We start from the raw sequence: 14,754 nt of genomic DNA, 5'->3' as shown, positions 1-14,754 counted from the left end.
CCTGCTTTCCTTCGGTTCGGCGGCCGGGGTCGGCCGGGCGGCTGGGTCGGTCCGGGTGCTCCCGGCGGGCTCAGCCGAAGACATCGGTGATCTCCTGGGCCGCCGGCAGGCTCTCCTCGCGGAAGACGCCCAGCGCGCGGAGCACCGGGTCGTCGCCGAGCGAGAACAGGTCGGCGCCCTCCTCGCTGTGGTGCTCCTCGGCCACCCAGGACGGGACGACGAACATGTCGCCCGCCCTCCAGTCGAAGCGGCGCCCGCCGAGCACGCTGTGGCCGGACCCCCGGAAGACCACGTAGATCCGGTTGCCGCTGCGGCGCACCGGGGTCGACCCGCCGCCGGGCCGCACCCGGTGCATGCCGCAGGAGAGGGTGGGCAGCACGCTGGCGCCGGAGCGCGGGTTGGTGAACTCCAGGCTGACCAGCGGCTCCCGGCTTCCGGCGGCCAGCTCGGTGAGCCGCCGGTCGGTCTCCTCCCAGCGGTAGACCAGCAGCCTCGACGGCTCCGCGTCGAGCGGGCCGCGCACCGCGCCGGCCACCATGGTGTCGGCCAGCGCGCCGCCGGCCTCCGCGAACTCCCGCTCGGAGCGGTTGTGCTCGCCCATCACCGGCTGCCGCAGCTCGGGGTGCTGCTCGAAGAAGACGGCGTCCAGGGCCTCGATCATCGGCAGGTCCAGGCCGTCGAACCAGTACATGTGGCCGTCCCCGCCGTTGGCGTGGTCGTGCCAGGCGCCGCCTGGGGTGAGCACCAGGTCGCCGGGGTGCATGTCGCAGGCGTCACCGTCCACCGTGGTCCACACGCCCTCCCCCTCGGTGACGAACCGGATGGCGCCCGGGGTGTGCCGGTGGGCGGGGGCGGTCTCCCGGGGGCCGAGGCACTGGAGCGCGCCCCACAGGGTGCCGGCCGCGTAGGGTCGGCCGCCCAGCCCGGGGTTGGTCAACGACAGGACCCGACGCTCCCCGCCGCGCTCCACCGGGACCAGCCGGATGGCGCGTTCGGCCAGCGGGCGCAGCTCCGAGGCGCGCCAGAGCCAGGGCACCGCGCGGGGTCGGGGGGTCGGGGTGAGCAGTTGCTCGGTGATGGTCCACAGCGGGCGCAGCTCGGCGGCTTCGATGTCCTGGTAGAGGGCGCGCAGCTCCGGGTCGGTCTCCTGGGACTCCCGGGGCTCCCGGGTCTCCGGGGCCTTCGGGGTCTGCTCGGCGATGGACATGGGGCCTCCAGATCGTCGGCGGATGGGTGCGGGCGTCGGCGGACGAGGGCGGGTCAGGACCGGGTGGGGGTGTGGTCCCGGGTGGGGTGGGGGTCAGCGTGCGCGGGCCCCGGCGGGCTCCGGCGAGCTCCCGGGCACACGACCGATCCCGAAGCGGCGGACGCTCTCCAGCAGCGACACCCGGCGCATGTAGGCGCGGGCGCGCTCCGGGTCGGCCGCGATGGCCCGCATCTCGTCGTGCGCGGCGCGGCGACGGGTCTCGTCGGTCTCCATCAGCCGCTCGGTGTTGCGCTGGGTGTCGGCCTGGACGTATTCCACGGCGACCCGGTGGCGGCGTTCGGCGAAGGTGTCCAGCTCGGCGTCCGCGTCGGCGCCGCCCGCCGCGATCCGCCCGATGCGTCGGGCAAGGTCGACCGCGTCGTGGATGCCGCTGTTGAGGCCCACCCCGCCCATCGGGCTGTTGATGTGCGCGGCGTCCCCGACCAGCAGCACGTCGCCGACCCGGAAGGTCTCGGCGACGCGCTGGTGGACCCGGTAGAGCTGCCGGTCGATGATCGGGTAGCCCTCCGCCCGGGGGGCCACTCCCTGGAACTGCCGGCGCAGGGTGTCCTCGTGCAGCGCCTCCGCCTCGCTCTGCTCGGCGGGCACCGGCCAGACGGCGCGCCAGGACTCCGGGGTCCGCAGCAGGAAGAGCCACTCGCGGGGATCGGCCACGTAGTTCACCTCGGCGATGCCCGGCAGCACCTGGGCGAGGTCGACGGAGGTGCTGGCGATCAGGAAGCGCTCCGGGTAGGTGAAGCCGGTGAACGCCACGCCCAGCGCGCCGCGCACCGTGCTGCCGGCTCCGTCGGCGCCGATCGCGTAGGAGCCGGTCAGCTCCTCGGACCCGGTCGCGGTCCGGAGCGAGACCGTCACCCCGCCGCCGGGCCGCTGCCGCACCCCGGTGACCCGGCTGCCGAAACGCAGCTCCACCCCCGGGGTGGCGCGCAGCCGCTCGTGCAGCATCCGGACCAGGTGCTGCTGGTTGAGCTGGAGGCGGTAGGGGAACGGCGTCTCGTCCGCCAGCAGCCGGAAGTCGAACTCGGCTATCAGCCCCGCCACGCGGTCCCGGAAGTGGTAGATCGGCACCCGCAGACCCTCGGCGTGCATCTGCTCGGCGACGCCCAGCTCGTCGAGGAGTTCCAGGGTCGCCGCGTGAAAGGTGGAGGCCCGCCAGTCGGTCTTCGGCTCGTCCTCGGCCTCGATCAGGACGACCGGCACGTCGAGACGGGCCAGCCAGGCTGCGGCCACCATCCCCACGGGGCCGCCACCGACCACCAGGACCGGCCCGTCGTTGAGTCCACGCTGTTGTGCTGCCATGGGCTCAATCTCTCACGAGTTCCATCCATGAGAAATAGAGCTTGAGAAACTTCCTCTATAGAGAAAAAGGGTGCCGACTCCCCGCCCGTCGAGCAGGGCGGGGCGGGATCGGCACGACATCCTGGTCCGTGACGGCGAGCGGGCGCCTCTCCCCACGGGCGGCGCCGCCGCCGTCGGTCCGGTGGCCGGCGTGCCGGGGTGAGCCACAGTGGGTGGGCGACGTCGAGGACACTGTTCGCCCGGGGACCGGCGCGCCAGGCGGCGTCCCGCCAGGGCAGGCGCCGGCGCGGCCCGCCTGGCGGCAGCCGTGTGGACGAGGCCCGAGCCCACACCCCCGGCCCGTCGACCCCGGTCAGTCCGCGGCGGCGGTGGGCAGTGCGTCGATCAGCTGCCGGGCGCGCGTCCCCTCCGTCAGGAGGATCTCGACCAGCACTCCCGTGCCCGGACCGGCCGTCGATCCGCTGCCCGCGTCGGCCGAGCCCACCGCCCCCCGGCCCGCGGACTCGTCGAGGTAGTGCTCGACGGGCCGGGCGTCGGCCGCCAGAGGGACGCGATCACCGGTCAGGGCTCCGTGGGCCGAGGCGTAGTCGATGCCCATGCGGGCCAGCCGCTCACCGCCCGCGTACCGGGTGTCGGGGCTGGGGGCGCTCTCCCCCGCCAGGTGTGGGTACCGGAGCACGACCTCGTGGGTGGCCAGCACCGCCAGCAGAACGTGCTCGGTGCCCGCCACCCGGTCGCCGAGCCGACGGGCCTGTTCGTAGGTCTCCCATCTGACCCACTCGACCGGCATCGACGCCCAGTTGATCCCGCCGTGCCTGACCACCAGCCGCTTCCAGAAGGACATCCGGCGATAGTGGCTCCGGCCGAGGAGAACGTCGCGGGTGGCGTGCAGCAGGGGGTCGAGGCCGTCCTCCCGGCCCCCGGCGCCGCCGTCGAGGCGGGCGCGGAGGGCCTGCGGGGAGACGCCGCACGCGGCCAGCAGCTCCACCGCGCGGTTGTCCTCCGCCAGCAGCCCCCGCAGCAGATGGACCGCGCCGAACTTCGCCGCGCCCTCGTGCTGGGCCTGCCGCATCGCCGTCGTCAGCGCCCTGGCCGCGGCGCCCGTGAAGCGGACGCCCCGGTCGCCGTCGTCGCCCAGCACGTCCTTCGCGGCGACGCCCGCCTCGGCGTCGTCGGTGCCGCTCCAGGCTCCGTCCCGGTCCTTCCTCGCCCGTAGCACCGCCGCCAGCGCGACCTTCGTCGCCCCTTCGTCGGCGAGCGCTTCGCGCGCCGCCCCCCTGGCCGTGGTGATGCCGGCCAGGAGGTGCTCGGTCCCGATGGCCTCCCCGTTGGACGCCCCTCGGGCGCCGCGGGCGGCCCCCAGGATTCCCACGGTGTTCCAGTCGGGCTCCCTGATCGCTTCCATGGGCCCTCCCCCTTCGTGCTGGTCCAGCGTGCAGCCTCCCCGACGAGGGCGGGGGACCGCGTCACCCTGAGGGGGGCTCTCCTCCTACCCCCCTGGGGGGCGTTGGCCCGGACCCGGCGACAGGAGCCCGACCGTGATCCTCCGGGTCACCAGGGGGTGCCTACCCCCGCACGCGGAAGCGGAGCATCGTGACGGCGCCTGACTGGGTGTTGCTGACGGGCTCCAGGTCGATCCTGCCCAGGCCGGGGGGCGAGAAGCGGACGCCGTCGCCGAGCAGCACGGGGAGGACGTAGACCAGGATCTCGTCGACGAGCCCGCGCCGCAGGCACTGGGCGGCGACGTCGGCACCGAGGATCTCCAGGTTCCTGCCGCCCGCGGCGCCGCGGGCGGTGGCAACCGCCTCCTCGACGTCACAGGTGAGGAACGTGACGGTCGGGTCCGGCTCGTCGGGAGGCTCGTGGGTGAGGACGAACCGCGCTCCCCCGTCGTAGGCGGTGTCCTGGTCGGCCATCCGCCTGCCGACCTCGTACGTGCCCCGGCCGATGAGCATGGCGCCGGTGGCCGCCATGACCTCCGGGACCGTGTCCGCGGTCATGTACTCGAAGATCCAGTCCATCGCGTGGTCAGGACCCGCGATGAACCCGTCCAGCGACATCGCCCTGTTCACGACCACCCTGCCGGAGCCGGTGCCGACATCACTCATGTGTCTTCTCCAAGGACTCCGGAGGCCAGAGGTCGCATCATAGTTCGGCCGGTGGGAGTGGCGGGCTCCGTGACCGCGCGCGTCACCGCCGTGGCGTCCGCTCTCCCGCCTCGACGGCGAAGGGCAGCCGGTTGCCCGGCAGTGGGACGGGACACATCGGGAAGTTGTCGCTGAACGCGCACGGCAGGTTCACCGCCCGGTTGAAGTCCAGGCGCACCCGCCGTCCTCGCCCACCTCGGGGATCGCCAGCGAGCGGCCGGCGCCGTAGGTGGTGACGTCACTCGTGCCGTCGGCGAACACGGTGGTCAGCGTCCCGCCAGAGCGCAGCACCCGCAGGGTGTGGGTGTGGGTGTGACGGCCGTACCGGACGTGGACGAGCCCGGGAGAGTCGTAGGGGTGCTCGCCCAGCCCCGCGTCGACGGAGCCGAGTCTGACCAGGCCGGACGACTCGTACGGTTCGTAGCGGCCGGTGAGCACCCAGTCGGGGTTCGGCTCGAAGACGGGGACGCCACGGAAGTTCCGTCGCGCCGGGGTCTCGGGGTCGTAGACCACGATCATGGAGGCCCCGCGGTGGGTGATGCCGATCTCCAGCTCACCCGTCGCCACCCGCTGGTCGTCGGGAGCGCCGGCCAGCGGGAGCCGCCTCACGGCGTCGAAGCTCTCGCCACCGAACGACATCGTCGCCCCCTCCGGGTCGATGACGACCTCGCCGCGGTCCTGGGACCACAGGCCCGGCAGCCCCGGGTAGCGGCGGGGAGTGTCGTCCAGCCAGTGCAGCGACCGCGCCGACAGCCAGCCGTGCGGAGCGAGGAGCCACTGCTCCCATCCGGCCCGCCACGCCTTCCAGTCCCGTGCGAAGTCCTCCGCGGTGATGTCCCGACCGTCTGTCATCGTGCGGCACCCGCTGCCTCGTTGCTCCGGTTCCGATGGCCCCACCGTGCTCCGCACCGCGCGCCACGGGCAAAGGAACGTGCCAGAACCGCAAAACGCGCGCCGTGGCGGTGGAGCGGGCGAAGCCGCCTGCCACGCGAGGGCGTCGCGAGGGCACGCCGGGTGGCCGACGTCCGCGGGGCGGACGCCGGGTCACGTCGTGCGGGCGCGCAGATGCACGCGCTCGCCCTGCGGCCCGAAGATGATGAGCAGTTCGAGCGGCTGGCGGCCGGCGTTCGCCATGGCGTGCGGCACCCGGGTGTCGAACTCGGCGGCCTCGCCGGCCCTCAGGAGGAAGTCCCTGTCTCCGAGAGCGAGCCGCAGGGTGCCGGTGAGGACGTAGAGCCACTCGTGGCCCTCGTGCACCTGCTGGTCGAGCCGCTCGGGGACCTTCGCGGGCACCGGCAGGACCTGCTTGAACGCGCGGTGTCCGCCCGGGTCGCGGGAGAGGGGCACCCACACCACGCCGTCACGGTTCACCGGTCGGGGATGAACGCGCGGATCGCCCGTGGCCGGCGCGCCGACCAGTTCGTCGAGCGGCATGCGGTACGCCTGTGCGAGGGGCAGCAGCACCTCCAGCGTCGGACGCCGTTGGCCCGACTCGACCCGGGACAGCGTGCTGACGGACATGCCCGTCAGCTCCGCGACCTGCTCCAACGTGGATCCGCGCTGCTTGCGCAGAGCCCGCAGCCGTGGTCCGACCGCGTGGAGGATGGCGTTGAGGTTGTCGGTCACGGAGCAAGTCTGCGCTGTCCGCGAGGCGTTCCGTCCGCTCTCGCCCCGGACCGCCGCCCCGCTCGACCTCTTCTCCCCAGCTCTCGCCCGCCCGGCGCGACCACCCCCGGGAGGATCACCGCCGGGTGCGCGCACGCCCCCGCGAGGAGGGGCGTCGCCGAGCCGTCGCCCGCCGTGCGTCGCGGGCGCCGGCGCCGTTCGACCAGGCGCACCGGCTCGCCGTCCGGCCCGGGCCACCGGCGGGGTCGCGCTCCGCGGCTAGAGTCCGAGCTCGCGCTGGTACCAGGTGCCTGGCTCGCCGCTGAGGTGGGCCGGGTCGGCCGGGCCGACGGGGACGAAGCCGGCTTTGGTCAGCACCCTCTGGGACGCGGCGTTCCTGCGGACGGTGGCGGCCCGCAGGGTCCGCAGCCCGTACCGGGCCGCCGCCAGCCGGCACAGCTCCCGGACGGTCGCGGTCGCCACGCCGCGTCCGGCGACGTGCTGCGCGACCCGGTACCCGAGTTCCGCGGTGTGGTCGTCGATGTCGACGAGGTTGAACCTGCCGAGCACCGAGCCGTCCTCGGCGAGGAGGACGTGGAAGGCGCAGACGCCGGCCTCCTGTTCGGCGAGCAGGGCGCTGTACCGGTCGGCGAACCGGTCGAAGAAGGCGTCGCCGCGATCGGGGACCGAGGCGGCGAAGTAGGCGCGGTTCGCCAGTTCGAAGGCCAGGACCGCAGGGGCGTGACCGGCGTCCAGCCGCTTGAGCTCGGGCACCACCCGACCATACCGAGGCGGAACGCCGAGGCCACGTGGTTTTCTCCAGCGGGCAGCGAGCCCCGGGCTCACCGCGCGCCGGGACCGACGACCGGCGTGCCGGCCACCTCACGGACGGCGGACGGCTGGAGCCGGCGGACCGGCTCGGCGTCGCCGCACGACCACGCCGCGTCGGCGCGGCAGCGGCCGCCACTCCGCCGGGGAGACGCGCGCGGTCCCCGGGGGCAGCCGCTCAGGTGAGGAGTCTCGCGAGCTGGGCCATCTCGGCGGCCGGGTCGATCACCGGCTGGACGAGCAGTTCGTCGATGCCGGCCTGCTCCAGCGTGGTGACACGGGCGAGGAGGTCGTCTCGGGAGCCGACCAGGGCCAGGGTGTCCATCAGCGAGGGCAGGACCAGGTCCCGGTCCCGCGGCGCGATGCGACAGAGGTAGTTGGAGTAGAGCTTGGTGTACCGGTCCCGCGCGGTGGCCGCCGTGCCCCGCCGGTCGAGCAGCCGCCCGACGGCCTCGCGCTCCTCGGGGCCGAGACGCTCGGCGAAGGCGGGGGTGTCGGCCGCGTAGGCCAGCAGCGACAGGGCGAGGTGGCCCGTCGCGTCCCGGGCGGCGTCGCCGTGCGGGTCCTCGCCCTCCTCGAGAACGTGCAGCGCGGTGACCAGGTACGAGTCGGGCTCGACACGGGCGCCCTGGGCGGCACGGCGGCGAGCGTCGTGCAACGCCTGCCAGGCCCTCGGGTCCAGCAGGCCGAAGGAGACCAGGCCGGTGCCCCGGCGGCCGGCGACGGCGGCGGCCCTCGGTCCGAGAGCGGCCACGACGAACTCGATCGGGTCGGTGGTGTTCGCGTGCCCGCCGGTGTGCAGGAACCGGACGTCGCGGATCCGGTCACCCTCGCGATGCGCGGTCGCGCGTCCGGCGCACAGGTCCTGCAGCGCGGAGGTGAAGTTCTCCAGCGCCGCCGCCGGGGTCGGCCGCATCCCCAGGGTACGGCGGGCGGTGTTCCCCGTCCCGACCCCACAGATGATCCGGCCCGGCGCGAGGGCGTTGAGGCTGGCGAGCCCGCTCGCGGCGGCCGGGGCCGAGCGCAGCGCCGGCGAGGTCACGCCGATGCCCAGCCTGATGCGGCGGGTGGCCTTCGCGCACAGGCCCAGGGCGACGAAGGGGTCACCGTGCACCATCGGGGAGTCGTAGACCCAGAAGCTGTGCAGCCCCAACTCCTCCGCCCGCAGCGCGAGGTCCTCCACCCCGGGACGTGCGGTGACCACGACGCCGGCACGCATCAGTACCTCCACGCAGCGAGGAACGCGTCGAACCCCGCTCAGCATGACAGGCCCGGCGCCGACCTGCTCCCCCGTCACCCGTTCCGCGAGCTGCAGCCCTGACCCGAGGTCAACGTCCCAAGGTCACCGTCCACTGGGACAGCAGGAGGGTGGCCGGGCCCGGGGACGGCGAGGCATGTCGGTGGACCGGGTCTGCGGCGCGTGCGCGAAGACGGCCGTGCGGAGAGACGGCCGTGCGGGGACCGCGCCGCCGTGTGCTCAGTGGGGGCGGGGGGTGGGGTAGGCGTCCCACAGGAAGGCGGTCAAAGCCTCGTTGACGGCGGTGGGTCGTTCCTGCTGGACCCAGTGGCCGCAGCCGGGGAGTACGAGGGGGTCCTCCATGGTGGGTACGTGTTCCCGCATGGCGTCGAGGGCTCCGAAGCGGGTCGCCGTCTCCCGTTCGCCGGTGATCATCAGCGTCGGTTGCAGGACGTGGGTCCGGCCGAGTTCGGGCAGGTCCCGCCAGTCGTGGTCCACGCAGCGGTAGCGGTTCAGGCCACCGGTGAAGCCGGTCCGCTCGAACTCCTCGGTGTAGTAGGTGAACTCGGCGCCGGTGAGCCAGCTCAGCGGCCCGTCGGGCTCGGGGATCGGGTCCAGGAGGGTCGAGTCGGCGGGCAGCTGCGTGAGCAGCCGCAGCGCCAGGCCGTCCGGTGCGTCTCCCGAGAGGGCGTACATGACGAGGCGGAGCGAGCGGGCGGTGTCCGCCGCCAGCTCCCGGTCGGCGACACCGGGTTGTTGGAAGTACAGCAGCCAGTTGAACCGGTCGCGCACCTGACGCCGCAGGTACGCGGTCCAGGGCAGCGGCGGCCTCGGGTGGTAGGGCACCGACAGGGCGGTCAGGGCGGGGAAGCGTTCCGGGCTGAGCTGGGCGCAGGCCCAGGCGATCTCGGCGCCCCAGTCGTGGCCGACCAGCGCCGCCGACGGCGTGCCGAGGGCGTCGAGGAGACCGGTCACGTCGCGGACCAGCGTGCGCATGCGGTACGCGGCGACGTGCGGGGGCACGGCGCTGCGGCCGTATCCGCGGACGTCGGGGGCGACGGCGTGGTAGCCGGCGTCGGCCAGGGCCGGGAGCTGGTGACGCCAGGAGAACCACAGCTCGGGGAAGCCGTGGAGCAGGACCACCACCGGGCCCTCGCCGGCCTCGGCGAGGTGGAGGGGAAGGCCGTTGACCAGGACGGTGCGGTGAGTGACGCGTGGGGCCCGCGTGCCCGGCACCTCGTCAGCCGCCGGGCGGAGGGCCGGCGATGGGGCTGCAGTGCCAGCCCGCCACCTGCCAGGAACCGTTCGGACGGGCGGCCACCAGCGTCGTGCGGAACCGGCCGCCGGCCTCGTGCCCGCGGTAGCTGGTCTGCTGCTCCTGCACGCCCACGACCACGGCGCTGTCGCCGAACGTGCGGACGGTGGGCTCCGTCAACTCGAACGCGCTGTTGCGCAGGTCCCCGCCGCGGTAGCGCTCCAGCCACTGGTCGTGGTCCAGAACGAAGCCGGCCGGTCCGACGCCGAGGAAGTCGGGGGTGAGGAGCGCGTCGAGGGCGTCTGCGTCGTTGCGCCGCTCCGCGTCCGCCCACCGGCCCACGAGCTCGAGGACCTCGTCCCGGGCTCTTCCCGGTGATTCCATGGCAATCCACTCCACACAGCACGAGCTGTTACTTGTGCGACACTCATGGTAATCGAGGCGGGCCGTGGCCTGTCTCCGGAGCCGACCTCATGTCGCGGGGGTGGCGACCGTTGGTCGAGTCGGGCGCCGACCCGCGAGAGGCGCAGACGGGCCCACGACGTGTCCCACGCACGTCGCCAGGACCTGACGGGGCAGGTCAGCGCCACGCCGCGGACGGCCGCCCAGCCCCACCACGCGAGGACCGTGTCGAACGACTGGGCGGTCGGGCCCGGCGCGGTGGCGACGAGGTGGCGGAGGTCCCTCGTCCGCCACGACCCGCTCCTCACCGCCGCCACGGGCGCTCCGCACCCGGCGTGACGTGCGCCCCACCGGTTTCCGCGGGCCGGGTGCGGATACCCGGTCACCGGTCCGACCGGATGGGGTGCCACATGCTGTTGAGCGGGAAGACGGCCTTGATCACGGGCGCGAGCCGGGGCATCGGGGCGGCGGCGGCCCGCGCGTTCGCCTCGGCGGGCGCCGCGGTGGCGCTCACGGCACGCGACGCCGACGCCCTGGAGCGGCTCGCCAGCGAGGTGAGGGACGCCGGGGGCGAGGCCGTCGCCGTGCCGGCGGACGTGACGGACGAACACGCCGTCGCGGCGGCGGTGCGGACCGTGACCGAACGGTTCGGGGCGTTGCACTGCGCCTTCAACAACGCCGGCGGGCTGGGCGAGTCCCCCCGGCCGCAGGCGCCGCTGGCCGACACCTCCGTTGAGCGCTTCGACGCGGTCACGAGCCTCAACCTGCGTGGAGCGTTCCTGTGTCTGCGCCACGAGATCCCGGCCATGCTGGCCTCCGGCGGCGGCTCGGTCGTCAACACCTCCTCCGGCTCGGGGCTGGCGGGCACGGGGCACGGGCTGACCCCGTACGTCGCGGCCAAGCACGGACTACAGGGACTGACCAAGGCCGCCGCCCTGGAGTACGCAGCCCAGGGCGTGCGGGTCAACGCCGTCGCGCCCGGGCCGATCCTCACCGAGGCCCTGGCCGAAGCGCCGCGGGAGTACCAGCGGGCGGCCGCGGAGGCCGTGCCCATGCGGCGCGTCGGCCTCCCGGAGGAGGTGGCCGCGGCCGCCGTGTGGCTCTGCTCGGACCAGTCCGGGTTCGTCACGGGAGCGACCCTGCCGATCGACGGCGGCCAACTGGCCGGCCACAGCTGACCACGGTGAGCGCGCCCGCCGGCGCGGAGACCGGGCCGGCGAGGGCGGCGACGCCGCCCTACGCCACACCGGCCCCCTCAGGCCGCGCCTGGCAGACCCCCGGGTCCCGCAGCTCGCGTCTCTCCGCGCCCGGCCCGTTCATGCCATGGCGCTGGATCGGTGCTGGACACTGCATGCCCGAGCCGCGAATTCACTCATCGCAAGGCGAGACCGCTTTGCCCTGAGGAAGATGGGCGCCCGCGACTGCACGCTCCCTAAGGCAATGCCCGGCTCAGGCTGCGATGTCGGCTTCGGGTTGGAGCGCGGGGCCGAGCAGCAGGCCCCCGTCCAGGACGAATTCCGAGCCGGTGGCGAACGTTGCGTCCTGGGAGGTGATGAAGAGCAACAGGCGGGTGATGTCGGAGGGTTCGGCGAGGCGGGGGATGGCGAAGGGATCGGGCGAGTAGAAGTCGGCGATGGCCGGCTGGCCGGCGACGGTGGGTTCGTTGATCAGCGGCGTGGAGACGACTCCGGGGTGGATGGAGTTGACCCGGATGTTGTCCCGCCCCAGCTCCAGCGCGGCCGTCTTGGTCAGCCCGCGCACGGCCCACTTGCTGGCGGTGTAGGGGGCGTAGAAGGCCGTGCCGACGTGGGCCATGGTCGAGGCGATGTTGACGATGGTTCCGCCACCGCCCCTGCGCATCGACGGAGCCACGGCCCTGATGCCGAGGAACTGGCCGGTGACGTTGACGCCGAAGGTGTGCTCCCAGGCGCGGAGTTCGGTGTGCTCGATCGGGGCCGCCGGGTTCTGGACTCCCGCGTTGTTCACCAGGATGGCGATCGGCCCGAAGTGGCCTTCGACTTCTCGCACCACCGCCGCCCAGTCATCCTCGCTGGCGACGTCCAGGCGCACGGACAGAGCCCGATGACCGAGCTGGGCGACGAGGTCGCGGCCGGCGTCGTCGTCGCGGCCGGCGACGACGACGTTCGCCCCCTCGGCGTGGTAGCCCCGCACATGACTGCTGCCCATGCCCCCGCTGCCGCCCGTGACGATGACGGTCTGGCCCTCAAAGCGCTTCATGGTGCATCCTTCCCGTAATGGTGAGTCGTCCGACTCACCACCTTTCCCAAGGTAAGGGCGGCACTAGAGGTGAGTCAAGTGACTCACCTCGCAGCGAGAGGCATACTGGAGGGCATGACGGCACAGCCCTCGGAGTACCACCGGCGCGTGGCAGCGCAGAAGCGGACGTCCATCATCGAGGCAGCGACGAAGCTGTTCCTCGACTCCGGTTACGACGGCACCTCGCTGGCCCGCATCGCCGAGGCGGCCGGCGTGTCGAGGGCGACTCTGTTCAAGCAGTTCGCCACCAAGGCGACCCTGTTCGAGGCGATCGTCACCGAATACTGGAAGGTCGACGACGAGGAGACCCCCCTCCCCGAGCCAGGGAACCTCCGCGCGGGACTTGAGGCCATCGGACGCCGCTACGTCGCCCTTCTCACCCAACCCGGCATGGCCGCCCTCTTCCGCATCGTCATCGCCGAGGTACCGCGCTTCCCCGAGCTCGGCGAAACCCAGTTCAAGCTCGGCAAGATGCCCTACTTCGAGTCGGTCCGCCGCTACCTGGCAGCGGAGAACGCCGCCGGCACAGCCCGGCTTGACGACGCGGAGACGGCGGCGACCCAGTTCCTCGGGATGATCTCCAACTACGTGTTCTGGCCGCGGATGCTGCTCGCACACTGGGAGCCCGACGACTCCGCCGTCACCAACGCGGTCGACCAAGCGGTGCTGACCATGCTCGCCCGATACGGCGCACCGGGGCCCCACGGCCCCTGAGCCACCAGGTGGCCCACCGCTCCGCGCAACCACCCGACACCTCCCGCACCGGCAGGCCGCCGACCCCGTCGGGTACACATTCGCTCACACAGAGTGCCGGAACACTTTCTGATGGCCTGCCGTCCTGCGGCTCGCGCGAGCTGCCACTGGAGCGGCGGCGAGGGCGCGCGTGTCAGGCAGCCGGACCGCGAGGGCTCAGCAGCCGCTCCTGTCCGGACGCCCCGGGCCTGACCAGCAACTCGGGAGTGTCCTCCTGACCCACGCCCTCCAACATCAGGGCCACCTTCGCCTGCCTGAACGCCTCCTCGACGGTGCGACCGAAGGCCAGCGCCCGGTAGAAGGAGGAGGAGAAGATCACGGCCGCCTCGTCGGCGATGGCCGCCTTCATGCCGACCACGTAGTCCACCGACTGCACGATGGCCTGGCTCTGGGGACGGGAGTAGCAGGCGTTGAGCAGCACCAGTCGCACGTTGTCCCGCAGCGTGTGGAAGAGCGCCCCGAGCGCGGCGGGCGGCACGGGCTTGGGCTGCCCCCTGTCGTCCACGAACATCAGCTCCCCCGTGGAGCTGCCGTGGCCGCTGAAGTGCACCACGTGCGGACGGTGCTCGTTCAGGTGCTGAAGCAGGTCGTCGGGCCGGACGGCCCAGTGCGAGACGAGACGCACCTTGTCCCGGCCGTCCGCGAGCCGGATCTTCTGCCTGACCGAACGGATCTCCTCGTCCAGGGCCAAGCGGTCGTTGACGACGGGATTGGCCGACAGGAACAGGATGTCCAACTTCTCAGCGTCCCGCGCAGCGGCTTCCTCGGCGGCAGCCCGCTCCGCGGCGGCCCGTTCGGCGTCGAGGCGCCGCACAGCCAGCTGGGCGCCGGCCAGTTCCTCCTCCAGACCCTGCGCACTCGTCATCGTCGTCCGGAGGTTCAGCTCGCCGTCCAGGGTCTCGACTCTCAGGTCGGTGTGCCCGGTCGGCGACGCGCCGGCGAGCTGCGCCGCCTGGGCCATCATCCCCTGGACCCAAACGAAGGCCGAGCTGGCCCCGCCCGTGCCGAGGGAGACCATCCGCGCGAACGGGATCTCCGTCGTGGCCCCGGTCCCGGGGGAGGCGAAGACCAGCGACTCGCGCGTCTGCCAGAACCGCACCACGTCGCCGTCCCGGAACGGATAGCCGGCCGACGGCAGCACGCGGTAGGTGACCGGCCAGGCAACCGCCTGCACGGTCCGTGCCAGTTCCTCCGAAGGGCAGGTGAGGCGCAGCGAACTGCGGTGATGGTCCTCCACCTTCACAGTCCACAGGCGGCCGTAGGGATGCACACGGAGGATCTCCCGTACCGGCCACGACGCCTGCGGCTGCGGCAGGGCAGTGCCCAGCTCCAGTGCGGTGCGCAGAGACGGGCCGTAGACCAGGATGTCCCGATCAGTGATCACCGTCAGCTCACGGGAACCCGTCGGACCGACCCCGGCGGCGATCAGCCGGATCCAGACCGCCTCTCCGGCTAACGCCTCCGCCTGCCGGGCGACGATCGGCCGCAGGGACCGCCACTTCCGCGCGTCGAACCCCACCAACCGCCCGTCCTGCTGGTCCACCCTCGTCCCCCTCCGCAGACCTTCGGTACTTCTGCGTACCATGACGGGAACTCTCTGTCCACTCATCAGAACGTAGCGTTGACATCTCGTCGAAGGTCGGCCCGCTGGGTCGGTGCCGGCACCGACCAGAGGCGTCGAGGC

The 14,754-nt window shown here is 73.1% G+C and carries 14 protein-coding genes and 1 pseudogene; 3 read left to right on the top strand and 12 right to left on the bottom strand.

All coding sequences use genetic code 11. The features are described from left to right. Positions 1-70 precede the first annotated feature (70 nt). From ACTWP5_RS12485 to ACTWP5_RS12440, 10 genes and pseudogenes are all read right to left on the bottom strand, one after another. Positions 71-1,207, bottom strand: a complete 1,137-nt coding sequence (locus ACTWP5_RS12485) for a cupin domain-containing protein (RefSeq protein ID WP_443220943.1) — start codon at positions 1,205-1,207, stop codon at positions 71-73. Between the two features lie 93 nt (positions 1,208-1,300). Then, positions 1,301-2,566 carry an FAD-dependent oxidoreductase gene (locus tag ACTWP5_RS12480; RefSeq protein ID WP_443220942.1) on the bottom strand — a complete coding sequence of 422 codons (1,266 nt, stop codon included), beginning with the start codon at positions 2,564-2,566 and terminating at the stop codon, positions 1,301-1,303. A gap of 352 nt (positions 2,567-2,918) precedes the next feature. Beyond that, positions 2,919-3,971: a Clp protease N-terminal domain-containing protein gene (locus ACTWP5_RS12475; RefSeq protein WP_443220941.1), complete on the bottom strand. Its 1,053-nt coding sequence runs from the start codon at positions 3,969-3,971 to the stop codon at positions 2,919-2,921. Between the two features lie 160 nt (positions 3,972-4,131). After that, positions 4,132-4,674 carry a dihydrofolate reductase family protein gene (locus tag ACTWP5_RS12470; RefSeq protein WP_443220940.1) on the bottom strand — a complete coding sequence of 181 codons (543 nt, stop codon included), beginning with the start codon at positions 4,672-4,674 and terminating at the stop codon, positions 4,132-4,134. Positions 4,675-4,756: 82 nt separating this feature from the next. After that, positions 4,757-5,232: pseudogene (locus tag ACTWP5_RS12465) on the bottom strand (DUF1684 domain-containing protein). 525 nt (positions 5,233-5,757) lie between these two features. Further along, positions 5,758-6,339: a helix-turn-helix domain-containing protein gene (locus ACTWP5_RS12460; RefSeq protein ID WP_443220939.1), complete on the bottom strand. Its 582-nt coding sequence runs from the start codon at positions 6,337-6,339 to the stop codon at positions 5,758-5,760. A gap of 258 nt (positions 6,340-6,597) precedes the next feature. Continuing rightward, positions 6,598-7,092 (bottom strand): GNAT family N-acetyltransferase, encoded by a 495-nt coding sequence (locus ACTWP5_RS12455; RefSeq protein WP_443220938.1) that lies wholly within the window; start codon positions 7,090-7,092, stop codon positions 6,598-6,600. Positions 7,093-7,324: 232 nt separating this feature from the next. Further along, positions 7,325-8,365: an LLM class flavin-dependent oxidoreductase gene (locus ACTWP5_RS12450; RefSeq protein WP_443220937.1), complete on the bottom strand. Its 1,041-nt coding sequence runs from the start codon at positions 8,363-8,365 to the stop codon at positions 7,325-7,327. A 258-nt stretch (positions 8,366-8,623) separates the two neighbouring features. Beyond that, entirely contained in the window at positions 8,624-9,619 is a 996-nt protein-coding gene (locus ACTWP5_RS12445; RefSeq protein ID WP_443220936.1) for an alpha/beta fold hydrolase, read from the bottom strand. Positions 9,620-9,623: 4 nt separating this feature from the next. Next, positions 9,624-10,022 (bottom strand): nuclear transport factor 2 family protein, encoded by a 399-nt coding sequence (locus ACTWP5_RS12440; protein ID WP_443220935.1) that lies wholly within the window; start codon positions 10,020-10,022, stop codon positions 9,624-9,626. Positions 10,023-10,181: 159 nt separating this feature from the next. Here ACTWP5_RS12440 and ACTWP5_RS12435 point away from each other — a divergent pair, with 159 nt between their 5' ends. Both ACTWP5_RS12435 and ACTWP5_RS12430 read left to right on the top strand, forming a co-directional pair. Further along, a complete protein-coding gene (locus ACTWP5_RS12435; protein WP_443220934.1) occupies positions 10,182-10,379 on the top strand; it encodes a hypothetical protein in 198 nt (65 codons plus the stop codon). Between the two features lie 71 nt (positions 10,380-10,450). Beyond that, positions 10,451-11,218 (top strand): SDR family NAD(P)-dependent oxidoreductase, encoded by a 768-nt coding sequence (locus ACTWP5_RS12430; RefSeq protein ID WP_443220933.1) that lies wholly within the window; start codon positions 10,451-10,453, stop codon positions 11,216-11,218. 271 nt (positions 11,219-11,489) lie between these two features. Here ACTWP5_RS12430 and ACTWP5_RS12425 read toward each other — a convergent pair whose 3' ends face one another. Further along, a complete protein-coding gene (locus ACTWP5_RS12425; RefSeq protein WP_443220932.1) occupies positions 11,490-12,278 on the bottom strand; it encodes an SDR family NAD(P)-dependent oxidoreductase in 789 nt (262 codons plus the stop codon). 114 nt (positions 12,279-12,392) lie between these two features. Between ACTWP5_RS12425 and ACTWP5_RS12420 the strand changes: the two genes are divergently transcribed. Beyond that, complete coding sequence (locus ACTWP5_RS12420; protein WP_443220931.1) at positions 12,393-13,031, top strand: TetR/AcrR family transcriptional regulator; 639 nt, start codon at positions 12,393-12,395, stop codon at positions 13,029-13,031. 172 nt (positions 13,032-13,203) lie between these two features. Here ACTWP5_RS12420 and ACTWP5_RS12415 read toward each other — a convergent pair whose 3' ends face one another. Beyond that, complete coding sequence (locus ACTWP5_RS12415; RefSeq protein WP_443220930.1) at positions 13,204-14,613, bottom strand: CHAT domain-containing protein; 1,410 nt, start codon at positions 14,611-14,613, stop codon at positions 13,204-13,206. Positions 14,614-14,754: the final 141 nt, after the last annotated feature.

Source organism: Streptomyces sp. 4N509B, from assembly GCF_052245655.1.
GTDB lineage: Bacteria > Actinomycetota > Actinomycetes > Streptomycetales > Streptomycetaceae > Streptomyces.
The sequence above is the reverse complement of the archived record's forward strand: the minus strand, read 5'-3'. Positions and strand labels throughout refer to the sequence as shown.

Bases quoted from the DNA above. Each gene is read 5' to 3' on its own strand.
- ACTWP5_RS12440 (WP_443220935.1), bottom strand. From the start codon at position 10,022: ATGGAATCACCGGGAAGAGCCCGGGACGAGGTCCTCGAGCTCGTGGGC.
- ACTWP5_RS12470 (WP_443220940.1), bottom strand. From the start codon at position 4,674: ATGAGTGATGTCGGCACCGGCTCCGGCAGGGTGGTCGTGAACAGGGCG.
- ACTWP5_RS12420 (WP_443220931.1), top strand. From the start codon at position 12,393: ATGACGGCACAGCCCTCGGAGTACCACCGGCGCGTGGCAGCGCAGAAG.
- ACTWP5_RS12425 (WP_443220932.1), bottom strand. From the start codon at position 12,278: ATGAAGCGCTTTGAGGGCCAGACCGTCATCGTCACGGGCGGCAGCGGG.
- ACTWP5_RS12430 (WP_443220933.1), top strand. From the start codon at position 10,451: ATGCTGTTGAGCGGGAAGACGGCCTTGATCACGGGCGCGAGCCGGGGC.
- ACTWP5_RS12480 (WP_443220942.1), bottom strand. From the start codon at position 2,566: ATGGCAGCACAACAGCGTGGACTCAACGACGGGCCGGTCCTGGTGGTC.
- ACTWP5_RS12475 (WP_443220941.1), bottom strand. From the start codon at position 3,971: ATGGAAGCGATCAGGGAGCCCGACTGGAACACCGTGGGAATCCTGGGG.
- ACTWP5_RS12485 (WP_443220943.1), bottom strand. From the start codon at position 1,207: ATGTCCATCGCCGAGCAGACCCCGAAGGCCCCGGAGACCCGGGAGCCC.
- ACTWP5_RS12450 (WP_443220937.1), bottom strand. From the start codon at position 8,365: ATGCGTGCCGGCGTCGTGGTCACCGCACGTCCCGGGGTGGAGGACCTC.